The organism is Sinorhizobium garamanticum, assembly GCF_029892065.1.
GTDB classification, from domain to species: Bacteria; Pseudomonadota; Alphaproteobacteria; order Rhizobiales; family Rhizobiaceae; genus Sinorhizobium; species Sinorhizobium garamanticum.
This window is the reverse complement of sequence record NZ_CP120373.1, coordinates 1,278,739-1,291,524: the sequence shown is the minus strand read 5'-3', so window position 1 is coordinate 1,291,524 and position 12,786 is coordinate 1,278,739. Positions and strand designations below refer to the sequence as shown.

Annotated in this window: 8 protein-coding genes; 5 read left to right on the top strand and 3 right to left on the bottom strand. The window is 63.6% G+C overall.

The genetic code is table 11. The annotated features are described in order from the left end of the window. Positions 1–269: 269 nt before the first annotated feature. The 5 genes from PZN02_RS06105 to PZN02_RS06085 all read left to right on the top strand — a co-directional run bounded on the left by PZN02_RS06105 (position 270) and on the right by PZN02_RS06085 (position 5,425). On the top strand, positions 270–944 hold the full coding sequence (locus PZN02_RS06105) for a phosphoribosylanthranilate isomerase (protein WP_280660704.1): 675 nt from the start codon (positions 270–272) through the stop codon (positions 942–944). Further along, positions 941–2,161, top strand: coding sequence for a tryptophan synthase subunit beta (gene trpB, locus PZN02_RS06100; protein ID WP_280660703.1), 1,221 nt, complete (start codon positions 941–943; stop codon positions 2,159–2,161). Before PZN02_RS06105 ends, trpB begins: the two co-directional genes overlap by 4 nt. Positions 2,162–2,166: 5 nt before the next feature. Further along, positions 2,167–3,006 (top strand): tryptophan synthase subunit alpha, encoded by an 840-nt coding sequence (trpA, locus tag PZN02_RS06095; protein WP_280660702.1) that lies wholly within the window; start codon positions 2,167–2,169, stop codon positions 3,004–3,006. A 50-nt stretch (positions 3,007–3,056) separates the two neighbouring features. After that, positions 3,057–3,971 (top strand): acetyl-CoA carboxylase, carboxyltransferase subunit beta, encoded by a 915-nt coding sequence (gene accD, locus PZN02_RS06090; protein ID WP_280660701.1) that lies wholly within the window; start codon positions 3,057–3,059, stop codon positions 3,969–3,971. Between the two features lie 110 nt (positions 3,972–4,081). Beyond that, the gene (locus tag PZN02_RS06085) at positions 4,082–5,425 is read left to right on the top strand and encodes a bifunctional folylpolyglutamate synthase/dihydrofolate synthase (RefSeq protein ID WP_280660699.1); all 1,344 of its coding nucleotides are present in this window, start codon (positions 4,082–4,084) and stop codon (positions 5,423–5,425) included. Positions 5,426–5,567: 142 nt separating this feature from the next. Here PZN02_RS06085 and trxA read toward each other — a convergent pair whose 3' ends face one another. From trxA to addB, 3 genes are all read right to left on the bottom strand, one after another. Further along, entirely contained in the window at positions 5,568–5,891 is a 324-nt protein-coding gene (gene trxA / locus PZN02_RS06080; protein WP_153440576.1) for a thioredoxin, read from the bottom strand. A gap of 161 nt (positions 5,892–6,052) precedes the next feature. Further along, positions 6,053–9,619: a double-strand break repair helicase AddA gene (gene addA / locus PZN02_RS06075; protein WP_280660698.1), complete on the bottom strand. Its 3,567-nt coding sequence runs from the start codon at positions 9,617–9,619 to the stop codon at positions 6,053–6,055. Beyond that, positions 9,609–12,785: a double-strand break repair protein AddB gene (gene addB / locus PZN02_RS06070; RefSeq protein WP_280660697.1), complete on the bottom strand. Its 3,177-nt coding sequence runs from the start codon at positions 12,783–12,785 to the stop codon at positions 9,609–9,611. The genes addA and addB overlap by 11 nt, the downstream gene beginning before the upstream one ends. Between the last annotated feature and the right edge of the window lies 1 nt (position 12,786).

Below are 12,786 nucleotides of genomic sequence, written 5' to 3'. Positions count from 1 at the left end.
GTAGGGCAGAATGAGGGCGATCAGCAGACGCATGGTTCCTTCTCCGTTTGTGGTATAATCCATATGGTGAGAAGCTGGCCGTGCCGCAACGTTGCGCCGGTCGTGCTTGCTGCGTAATTCCTTAAATCGGAATCGACTTAGGGCCAAAATTATGCAGCGAGTTTAAGATGCTGCAGCGTCTTTTGCCCGTCATATTTTGACGCGCGGCGCTGTAGGCGGCGCAACGTTTTGGCTCGACTCGGGCGACATTTCGTGCAAGGTCGCTTCCCATGAAAACTGACGTGAAAATATGCGGGTTGAAGACCGCCGAGGCTGTGGAGCGCGCGGTGGCGCTTGGCGCATCGCACACCGGCTTCATCTTCTTTCCGAAAAGCCCGCGCAATATCGAACCGGACGACGCCGGCCGTCTTGCCGAGCGCATTCGCGGTCGGGCAAAGATCGTGGCGGTGACCGTCGACGCGGACAATGATGAACTCGACGAGATCGTTTCGGCTCTCAAGCCGGATATCTTACAGCTTCACGGTTCGGAAAGCCCAGACAGCGTGCTGACGGTCAAGGCCGTCTACGGCCTTCCTGTCATGAAAGCCCTGTCGATCCGCGAGGCATCCGACCTCGACCGGATCCACCCCTATGTTGGCATTGCGGATCGTTTCCTTTTCGACGCCAAGCCGCCGGCGGGTTCCGAGCTGCCGGGCGGCAATGGTGTTTCGTTCGACTGGCGGCTGCTTGGCGCGCTTGACGGCAGCGTCGATTACATGCTTTCCGGTGGATTGAATGCAAGCAACATCGGCGAAGCCCTTGCGCTGACCGGCGCGCGGGCCATCGACACATCCTCCGGCGTCGAGAGCGCGCCGGGTGTCAAGGATTTGGAGCTCATGGAAGCATTTTTCGATGCCGTTCGCCGGGCGGACGACGAACGCGCACGAGCAAGGAGCAAGACGTGAACGAGGCGCCTAAACTGAACTCCTTCAGAGCCGGACCCGACGAGGAAGGCCGCTTCGGTATCTTTGGTGGTCGTTTCGTCGCCGAAACGTTGATGCCGCTGATCCTCGACCTTCAGGATGAATGGAACAAGGCAAAGACTGATCCGAGCTTCAAGGCCGAGCTGGAGAAGCTTGGGGCGCATTACATCGGCCGCCCGAGCCCGCTCTATTTCGCCGAGCGCCTGACGGCCGAACTCGGCGGCGCAAAGATCTATTTCAAGCGCGAGGAGCTGAACCACACGGGCTCGCACAAGATCAACAATTGCATCGGCCAGATCCTGCTCGCCAAGCGCATGGGCAAGACCCGCATCATCGCTGAAACCGGCGCGGGCCAGCATGGCGTTGCTTCCGCAACCGTCGCTGCCCGCTTCGGCCTGCCGTGCGTGGTCTATATGGGCGCGACCGACGTCGAGCGTCAGGCGCCGAATGTCTTCCGCATGAAGCTCCTCGGTGCCGAGGTGAAGCCGGTGACGGCCGGCCACGGCACCCTCAAGGATGCGATGAACGAGGCGCTGCGCGACTGGGTGACGAACGTCGACAGCACCTATTACCTGATCGGCACCGCCGCCGGTCCGCATCCCTATCCGGAAATGGTCCGCGACTTCCAGTCGGTCATCGGCCAGGAGGCCAAGGAGCAGATTCTCGCGGCGGAGGGCCGGCTTCCCGATCTCGTCATCGCGGCAGTCGGCGGTGGCTCCAACGCAATCGGTATCTTCCATCCGTTCCTCGATGACGAAGGCGTCAAGATTGTCGGCGTTGAGGCGGGCGGCAAGGGTCTTGAAGGCGACGAGCATTGCGCCTCGATCACGGCCGGCTCGCCGGGCGTCTTGCACGGCAACCGCACCTATCTGCTTCAGGACGGCGACGGCCAGATCAAGGAAGGGCATTCCATCTCGGCCGGTCTCGACTACCCGGGCATCGGGCCGGAGCACGCGTGGCTGAACGACGTCGGCCGCGTCGAATATGTCCCGATCATGGACCATGAGGCGCTCGAAGCCTTCCAGACGTTGACGCGGCTCGAAGGCATCATTCCGGCGCTCGAACCGTCGCACGCGTTGGCCGAGGTCATCAAGCGGGCGCCGAAGATGGGCAAGGACGAGATCATCCTGATGAACCTCTCCGGTCGCGGCGACAAGGACATTTTCACGGTCGGCAAAATTCTGGGTATGGGGCAATAACGATCATGACCGCACGCATGGAGAAAAGGTTTGCCGACGTGGCGGTGGAGGGTCGTCCGGTCCTCGTCACCTATTTCATGGGCGGCGACCCGGATTTCGATACGTCGCTCGCGATCATGAAGGCGCTGCCCAAGGCAGGTGCCGACGTGATCGAGCTTGGCATGCCCTTTTCCGACCCGATGGCCGACGGGCCGGCGATCCAGCTCGCGGGGCAACGTTCGTTGAAGGGCGGTCAGACGCTTGCCAAGACGCTTGAACTTGCACGCCTCTTCCGTACCGAGAACCAGCACACGCCCATCGTGCTGATGGGCTACTACAATCCGATCTACGTCTATGGCGTCGATCGGTTCCTGACGGACGCTCTGGAAGCGGGGATCGATGGCCTGATCGTCGTCGACCTGCCCCCGGAGATGGATGACGAGCTCTGCATCCCCGCGCTGAAGAGGGATATCAACTTCATTCGCCTGGCGACGCCGACGACCGATGACCGCCGCTTGCCAAAGGTGCTCGAAAATACGTCGGGTTTCGTATATTACGTCTCGATGACCGGCATCACCGGTTCGGCTCTGCCGGATCCGTCGCTGATTGCGGGCGCCGTTCAGCGGATCAAGTCGCACACTGAGCTACCCGTCTGCGTCGGCTTCGGCGTCAAGACGGCCGAACACGCGCGTGCGATCGGGGCATCAGCCGATGGTGTCGTCGTCGGCACCGCGATCGTCAATCAGATCGCCTCCAGTCTCACGGAAGAGGGACGTGCGACCGACGCGACGGTGCCGGGTGTCGAAGCGCTGGTCAAGGGCCTCTCGGCTGGTGTGCGGGCGGCAAGGCTCGCTGCAGCCGAATAATCGCCCAGATTAACGCGCACAACCCGAAGGAATTCTTCAGGAGTCTACAAGTGAACTGGATCACAAACTACGTTCGGCCGAAGATCAATTCGATGCTGGGCCGCAGGGAAGTTCCGGAAAATCTCTGGATCAAGTGCCCTGAAACCGGTGAGATGGTGTTTCATCGCGATCTCGAAGAGAACAAGTGGGTTATTCCGCAGTCGGGATACCATATGAAGATGCCGGCGAAGGCTCGGCTAAAGGATCTCTTCGACGGCGGGATCTATGACGCGCTGCCGCAGCCGAAGGTCGTGCAGGACCCGCTCAAGTTCCGCGATTCGAAGAAATACACCGATCGCCTGCGCGACAGCCGCGCGAAGACCGAGCTTGAGGATACCATCGTCGCAGGTGTTGGCCTCGTTCAGGGCGTCAAGCTTGTTGCCGTCGTCCACGAGTTCAACTTCATCGGCGGCTCGCTCGGCATGGCCGCAGGCGAGGCGATCGTGAAGGCCTTCGAGAGGGCCATTGCCGAAAAATGCCCGCTCGTCATCTTTCCCGCCTCCGGTGGCGCCCGCATGCAGGAAGGTATCCTGTCGCTGATGCAGCTTCCGCGCACGACCGTAGCGGTAAACATGCTCAAGGAAGCGGGACTTCCCTACATCGTCGTCTTGACCAACCCGACGACGGGTGGCGTGACTGCGTCCTACGCGATGCTGGGTGATATCCACATGGCTGAGCCCGGCGCGGAAATCGGCTTTGCCGGAAAGCGGGTGATCGAACAGACCCTGCGCGAGAAACTGCCGGAAGGCTTCCAGACGTCCGAATACCTGCTGGAGCACGGCATGGTCGACATGGTGGTCAAGCGGCATGACATCCCGGCGACTCTTGCACGTGTGCTGAGGATCCTGACGAAGAAGCCGGTTGAAGCTGCCAAGCGCGAGGGTGAATCGCAAGTGACGGCCGCACCGGTCGCGGCGCGGGCCTAGACGTCGCGCCTGCTCGGTTTCGGTGGACTTGGTGTGGCATCATCCGGGCTGGAACCGCTTCACACTCTACAGCGGGTGCGTTCCGGCGGACGATTTTCGAGGCGATTGACATGACGGCGACGCAGGTCAGCGAAGCGGCACAGGAGATCGAGAAGCTTCTCGCTCTGCATCCAAAGGGGTTCGACCTGTCGCTCGACAGGGTCACCCGGCTTTTGGCGGCACTCGGAAACCCGCAAGAGCGGTTGCCGCCAGTCATCCATGTCGCTGGCACCAACGGCAAAGGCTCCGTCACCGCCTTTTCCCGGGCGATCCTCGAGGCCGCGGGTCTGAGTGTCCACGTCCACACGTCGCCGCATCTCGTGAATTGGCATGAGCGCTATCGCCTCGGGGTGAAGGGCGGCAAGGGCACTTTGGTTGGCGATCGCGTGCTTGCCGATGCGGTGCGGCGCGTGGCGGAAGCCAATGCCGGCCAACACATCACGGTCTTCGAAATCCTGACCGCGGTCACCTTCCTGCTCTTTGCCGAGCACACTGCTGACGTCGCAATCATCGAGGTCGGTCTTGGCGGCCGGTTCGACGCGACCAACGTGATTGCCCGGCCGGCGGTTTCCGTCATCATGCCGATTTCGCTCGATCACCAGTCCTATCTCGGCGATCGGGTGGAACTGATCGCTGCCGAAAAGGCCGGGATCATGAAGCGCGGCTGCCCGGTGGTGATCGGCCATCAGGAGGAAGACGGCGTGCGCGATGTGCTCGTCTCCACCGCCGAGCGCCTTGGTTGCCCGATGTCCGTCTACGGTCAGGATTACATGGCGCATGAGGAGTTTGGCCGGCTCGTCTTCCAGGACGAACGCGGATTGGCGGACCTGCCGCTGCCGCGCCTACCCGGTCGGCACCAATATGCCAACGCCGCCGCGGCGATCCGCGCCGTCAGGGCGGCCGGTTTCGATGTTCCGGAGGCGGCCATCGAGAAGGGGCTGGCCAGCGTCGAATGGCCCGGGCGCCTGCAGCGCCTTGCCGGCGGCAAGCTTTCGCATCACGGTCCGCCGGGTGCCGAGATCTGGGTCGACGGTGGACACAACCCGGGCGCGGGTCAGGTCATCGCCGAGGCGATGGCGAGTTTCGAGGAGCGCGAGCCGCGGCCTCTGTTTCTAATCATCGGCATGATCAACACCAAGGATCCGGTCGGCTATTTCAAGGCCTTTCTCGGTCTTGCGGAGCAGGTCTTTACTGTGCCGATCCACGGGTCTGATTCCAGCCTGGACCCTGTGGCCTTGGCCGAGGATGCCGGCTTCGTCGGTTTCGAGACCACCGCGACCTCGTCCGTCGCGGAAGCGCTCGGGATCATTGCCGAGCTTGTCGACGAGGATCCCGTTCCGCCGCGCATCCTGATCGGCGGATCGCTCTATCTCGTCGGCGAGGTGCTCGCCGAAAACGGCACGCCGCCGCGATAGAGCAATTCCTGGAAAAGTGTGTAACGGTTTTCTGTCCGGAATTACGTGAGCGGTCAGGGTTTGCGCGCGCCATGCGCTCGGCGTCGACGGCAAGAAAAAAGCCCGGCAAGCCGGGCTCTTCAAGTTCTGGGACTTGGGCAGTTCAAGCTGCGGCAGTCGAAATCCAAGAAGTCAACGCGGTCTTCGGGGCGGCGCCAACCTTGATGTCCGCCACTTCGCCGGCCTTGAACATGGCGAGCGTCGGGATCGAGCGTACGCCGTACTGAGCGGCAAGCTCGGGGTTTTCGTCGATGTTGAGCTTGGCAACCTTGACCTTGCCGGCGAGCTCGGTTGCGATTTCCTCAAGGCTCGGCGCGATCATTTTGCACGGACCGCACCATTCCGCCCAGAAATCGACGACGACCGGCTCGGCCGAGTTCAGGACTTCCTGCTGAAAATTGGAGGTATCGACTTTCACAGTGGCCATCTGCTGCTCCTTGCTTTCGGAAATGGCGACCGTACGACCTTGATCGTGCGGTACTTCAAAAATGTTGCCGCGCCTTTGCGGTTTGAACCGGGGCGGCGCGGCATGTCCAGATGTTGTGCCTCATGTGAGGCGTCGCCACCGGATTTTCAATATCGTGTATCTCACTTTGTCGCGAGCTCTTCAAGGCTCCTGTCCAGCATCGCTTCGGGAAGCACCTGGATTGCCGGTCCCTCGGTGTAGATCAGCGCGCAACGGAACCGTCGCCCGGGATAGAGCGGCTTGAGCAGTTCCCGGTAAATGGCAAGCTGCGTCCTGTAGACAGGTGGGACCTCAGCCAGAGACGTTGGCACCTGGCGATTCGTTTTGAAGTCCGCAATCGTCACCGTATCGCCGGAAACGGTCAGCCGATCGACACGGCCCGACACCGCGAACTCACGCCCGCCGAGCACGAGCGTTCCCATGACGGAAACTTCCGCCCGGCTGTGCGCGGTATAGAGCGTATTGAGGTCCGGGTGGTCCAGCACATTCATTACGGCATCGGCAAGCGCCCGACGCTCCGGCTCGGACCAGCGTGGGACTGACCGCAGTAGATAGCGGTCTGCCGCCGCCCGGCGTTCCGCAGGATCGATCGACGGGAGAACCTGCAGCAGCCGATGAAGGATGGCGCCGCGCAGCAGCGACCGATTGGGTGCTGCCTTTTCGGTGAAGAGCGCCGATCCGACGATCGATTCGCTGTCCGGATCATCGATGACAATGTTGGTGCCGGATGGGGTGAGCGGCCGCGGCAGCCGACGCAGCGGCGGCAACGGGGCGGACAGCGTGGCGGGCAGGCCCGGCGTCGTGTGCTCTCCCCCGGCTTGCATGCCATCGGCAATGGTGGCGTCGATATGGGCGTGCGCCTCGCGCCACACGTGGCCCGTCCATTCTTCGCCGCCCGCGCGGAACACCATCGGCGTCCCGCGTCCCTTGATATCCTGCGCCAACGTCCCCTGGACCATGGCGTGCCAGGTATCGGTATTCTCTCTCTGTCCGCGATAGCCGCATATGACGAGCCGGTCTGCGGCGCGGGTCATGCCGACATAGAGGAGGCGCCGGTATTCCTCCTCCGCCAGTGCCTTCAGGCGGGCATTGTCGGCGTTGAGCAGGGAATTCGTTCCAGAGCCGGGCGCCCGCCAGACAGGCACGGTGACGATGGAACCGTCCGGCCGCTGCTTTTCGAAAAGGCGGAGATCAGGAACATGCTGGCTGTTGAAGGCCTTGCCGCCGCCGTCGACGAGGAAGACAACCGGCGCCTCCAGGCCCTTTGCCGCGTGCACGGTCATGACGCGCACTTCGTCACGCTCCTTGTCCTGCTCGCGCTTGACTGTCGGCGCTTCGATCTCGAGCGTCGAGATGAAGGCCTGCAGGCCGGGCAAGCCGGTTCTTTCGTGATCGAGCGCGAACGTCAGGAATTCATCGAGAATGTCGCTGACCTCGCTGCCCAGCCGGGCAAGGAAAGCCGCCCTGCCGCCCAGAACGCCCAGGATGCGGGCGTAGAAATCGTGCGGCAGCATGTGGCGGGCGAGATCCGCATATTGCGAAAGCGTGCGCGCGACCGGGTGGTATCGGCTCGTCTCGTCGACTCCGAGACTCTGCAGGCGTTGCCAGAGGCTCTCGGTTTCCGCCCTTCCCGCCGCAAGTTCGAAAAGATCGCTCTCGCCAAGATTGATGAGCGGGCTTTTCAAGAGCGCGGCGAGAGAAAGGTCGTCGTCCGGCAGCAGCGCAAAGCGGCCGAGCGCCATCAGGTCCTGAATCGCAATGTGACTGGTTAGCACGAGGCGGTCGGCGCCGGCGACCGGGATGTTATTTCTGCGCTTCAAGGCCCGCGTCAACGCATTGACGAAAGCGTCGCGCTTGCGAACGAGGACAATAATGTCGCCCGGCCGCATCGGTCGGCGAACCCCCTTCTCGATGATGGTCTCCTTGCCGATCCAGTCATCGAGAACCGCGGCGATGCGTCGGGCCAGAATGTTGGCCGGCGCGCGCTCGGGCGTCGCATCGAACGCAGCTGTCCACTCTTCTTCGGCGAGCACCGGTTCGGGCGCGATCACGTCCCATACGTCGACCGCGCCGGCATGGCCGATCCGGTTCGAGGCATGGACGATCGCATCTTCCTTCGCGCTGAGTCCCTTGGCGTTCGCTTTGTTGGCAAAGACGGTGTCGACCGCCGAAAGGACGTCGATGGTCGACCGGAAGGAAAGCTGCAGGCGGATCGGGCTGAAGTATTTTCCGCCTGCGCGCACCCGCCGCTCCGTCACGATGCTCTCGCGGGAGAAGCGCTCCGGCCGTGCACCCTGGAACGAATAGATCGATTGCTTCTCGTCGCCGACGGCGAAGATCGTCCGCTCGTCCGCTCTCGCCGTCTCTCCGGCGAAGAAATCGGCGGCAAGCGACTGGATGATCGTCCATTGCGCGGGGCTCGTGTCCTGTGCCTCGTCGACGAGAATGTGGTCGATGCCCTGGTCGAGCTTGTAGTGAACCCACGCACCGACATCGCCGCGCGCGAGAAGCGCGGCCGTGCGATTGATCAGATCCTCGAAATCGAGTTGGCTGCGCGCCTTCTTGATTTCCTCGTAATCGCGGTTGAGCCTTTCGGCGAGGGTGAGAGCGGCACGTGTCGCCTCGTACATCCTGACGACGCTGAGCCGATCCACGCAGGCCACGACATGATCGCGCGCTTGCTCCACCAGGGGTGCGAGGTCAGGCGCCTCGCGCCGCATCGCCGCGTTGAGAAAGGTCGAGCCAGCCCTCGGCTTGCCGCCGCCGTTGAAGAAGAGCCCAACCAGCGTGCGGTAGCGCTCCTCGGGATCGGCGAGCCTTCCAACCGCCTTCAATCCTTCCGCAAACTCTGAGGGCTTGGCGCCGCCCTTGCGTGCTGCCAGGTCGAGATATTGCTCAAGAGCCGCCCCGTTCAGGCCAGCCAGCGGCCAGACCTTCGCCAGCACGCTTTCGGCGGTTTCGCCGGGCGCAATCGTGAGCGATGCGCGCAGATGCGCTTCCAATCCACCCCGCTTCGAGGCGCGATCAAGAAAGGCTTGAATGGGCGTACGGTTGGCGACGATCGTCGCGAGCAATCGTTCAAGACCGGTATCGTCGGCGAGATCGAGAACCGTGGCGAAGGCGCCAGCGAGCTCTGCGTCGTTCGCCGCGGTAGCCGCCAGCAACGCTCGCCGTGCATCCGCGAGCAGGACGGCGGCGGCGCTGTCGTCGAGCACGGAAAAATGCCCGGCGACATTGGCCTCGAGCGGAAACTGATGCAGGAGCGCTTCGCAGAAGGCGTGGATCGTCTGGATCTTCAGGCCACCGGGCGTCTCAAGCGCGGCGGCGAACAACCGCCGCGCCTCTTGAATTTTCACGGCCGATGGCCGGGCGCCTTCGATCGCTTCGATACGCTTCTCAAGCGAGGCGTCGTCAAGCGTCGCCCATTCGGCCAAGCGCTCGAACACCCGGTTCGACATTTCCGAAGCGGCGGCCTTCGTATAGGTGAGGCAGAGAATCGCAGAAGGGCGGCAGCCGGCGAGCAGCAGGCGGATGACGCGCTGGGTCAGGACGTGCGTCTTGCCGGATCCGGCATTGGCGGAAACCCAGGCCGAGCGCACCGGATCGGAGGCAAGCGATTGCCGCTCCGTTGTCCAGTCGAGCCAGGCCCGGGGTGTCGTTTCCCGAGGCCCGAAAGCGTCATCCCTCATCGGCATCATCCTCGCCTTCGGCGGTCGCCCATTCGGCGACCCGCGCCAGATGATCATATTCGCCCCCGTAGTCGCGCTCCTTCTGGACGATCAGGCGCGAGGCGAAACCGTGCCTGCCGCTCATCAGCGCCGCGAGCAGCTTCCTCAGCTCGACAAGCGATTCTTCCGCCAGTTGGTCTGCGGATTTTGTCTCCTTCGATTTGCCACCCTCGTTGTTGACGGCATCGACGCTGAAGCGGGTGCCGGGTTTCAGGCGGACGTAGAGAAGCGCATTCGGCTCGGCGCGTCCCGTCGCGCCGAAGGCGCCGGCCTTGAGTGCGGCGGCCTCGAGCGAAAGCTGCGGATCGAGCAGACTGCGCGCTTCCTTAGGCGAGGGGCTGGAGCCGGTTTTGTAGTCGATGATGTCGATGGTGCCGTCCGGGCGCCGATCAAGGCGATCGGCGATGCCGGTCAGCCGGATATCCGCAAGGCCGATATCCATGGATGCCGGAACCTCGGTGAAAGATTTCGTGATGCTCTTCCGGCGTTCGCGCTCCCATTTAAGGAACGCCCTTCCGACGGCGGCAAAACGTGGGCGCCAGATCGTGTCGATATGCGGGGGAAGCCCTTCCTCGTCGAAAGCCTCGTTGAGCAACCTGGTCATCACCGCTTCCGCTTCGGGCGAGGCTGGATCGAAACCGCCCCTGACGAAGCGATCGACGATTCGATGGTAGAGCGTTCCACGCTCGGCGGCCCCCGGATCACGATTGAAGGGGTCGATCGGCTGCAGCCGCAGGATCCGCCGCGCGTAGACGGCATAGGGATCACGACGAAGGCGAGTCACTTCGCTGAAGGAATATTTGCGTGGCTGCAGTTCGGCGGGCGGCTTTGGTTCCGGTCGCGTGGCGAGCGGCTGGGTTTCGCCTTCATCGAGAATGCGCGCCCAGTGCAGATAGTCCGCACCGTTGGACTTGATGAGTTGCGTCAGTCTTTCGCCGCCGAGTGCCTGCAGGCGCTGCAGCCACCTTGACGCGACAGTTGGTGCCGAACCTTGGCGCATGGAGCGCGACAGAATCAGCCGGCGCGTGCCGCAGGCCATCTGGAAATCGTGCGCGAGCTGGCCGATACGCCGTTCGGGCGGCTCGAGGCCGATTCCGGATTTCATTGTCCGCGACAGGAAGGGGTCGTTTGACGTCTGTCCCGGCCATGTGCCCTCGTTCATGCCGCCGAGCACAACGAGGTCCATGCTTTGCAGGCGCGATTCCAGCGCCCCGAAGATGAATACGCGGGGATGCCGCATCGAACGGGGCTTGACCGCCTCGCTTGCCGCGAGCGCTTCGACGATGTCGCACCATTGCGGCCCGTCGGCGGTCATCTGGCCTTCCGTCTCGATGATGCCCTTGAGAAGCGTTGCCAATGCTTCGCCAGCTTCCGTGGACCAGAGGTCACCAAGGCTGCCGCGCTCGTCGACGCAAACGGCCTCCAATGCGCGGCCCGTTCGCTCCGCCCAGTCGGCAAGGGTGAGCACCTTGGTCCGAGGCTGGCCGTCCGTGTGAAGCACGGACGCGCTCGCCAAGGGTTCGGCGGCCAACGCAACGCGTTCGGCAAGATTCCGCGCGGCGGCTGTATCCTCCTCGTTGAGGCGACTCTGCCACGGGGGCGGATGACGGTCGTGCTTTCGCTTTTCGAGCGCCTGATCGACGAGGGTGACAAGCGCCGAAATGTCGGCATTGCTCGTACCGCCGCGCAACGCCAGGAGTTCCAGCGCATCGGCGGCGCGCCGGACAGACTCGGTTGTCTCGCCGAAGCGGACGAGCGGGTGCTTCAGAAGAGCGACCAGTGGCACGGGATCGCCCGGCCGCAACGCCGCCTCCAGCAACAAACGGACGACGGCGCCGGCGGCTGTGGCGGCGAGCGGCGTGCCGGCGGAATCGTCGGCCTCGATGCCGAAGCGGGCAAGCTCCGCCCCGACGCGGCGCGCCAGGCCGCGATCCGGGGTGATCAAGGCCGCCTGACTTTCATCGCTGTCGGCAAGCGCGAGCCGGAGCGCGATGGCGATGGCCGTTGCCTCTTCCCGCTCATTGGCCGTCTCGATCAGCGCGACGTCCGCGAAGGCCGAGAGGAGCCTTGCCTGATCGAAATCTCCACGCGCCCGGGTCCAGCTGTCAGTCGCCTTTGCCGGAAGCAGGGCGCGCGAGAGAACCATGCTGCGATAGTCGAGCGAACTATCGGCCGGCTCAAGCGTCTGGACATCGCGCCGACCGAGGCCCATGCGTTTCAGCAGGCGGTAGAAGCCGTATTGCGGGTGGCTGCGGCTTGCCGGATCTCTCGTGACGCCGCTCGAAGCATCGCCGACGATCAGCTCCCATTCCGTATCGCTCATCGTCTGATCGAGCCCCGGCAGAACGATGGTGCCGTTCGGCAGCCTGCTCACGGCTGCGATCAGCGCGGCCGTCACCGGGATCGAACCGGTCGAACCGGCGATGATGATCGGCCCGCTCACCTTTCCTGCGGCGATACGCTGTGTCTCCGCCTGCAGAATGGCGTTGCGGTGGCGGGAAGGCGAGGACTGCTTCAGCTCGTCCAGCCGCTCCGGCCAGTAGGTGCGGGCGATCTTGAGGAAGGCAAGCGTCAATTGCCACCAGAGCGCATGTTCGCCGGCGTCGAGTCCATCGAGCGCCTCCCAGTCGAGTTCCTCGGTTTCCACGGCGTCGATCAGATCGGCGAGATTGCGCGCGAGCCAGATGGCATCGGCGGGGCTCGCCGGCGCGATCAGCGGACTTTCGCCATGGATATCGAGAACCGCCTGAGGCAGCTGGTTGCGCCAGGCGAGGATGAGGCGACCGAGCTCGATCAGGCGCGCGGTGCCGGAAAGAGGCGGGGCAAGATCGAGGATCGCGGGCACCTCGGCGTCGAAAAAGCCACTGTCGTCGTCCGTCTCGCCGAGAGCGCGGATCGTCGGCAGGATGGCCGAGCGGCCGCCGAGCAGATCGACGAACTCCGAGCGAAGCACACGCGCGGACCGTCGCGTAGGAACGAAGATCGTCACACCGGCGAGCATCAGCGGATCCGCGGGATCGTACTTGAAACCCGGAACCAGCCCGCCGTCGCAGAGCTTTTGCGCCAACGTTCTGAGGAACGGCAGGCCGGCGGGGATCGTGAAGACGTTCGAGGCGTGGCCGGGCACC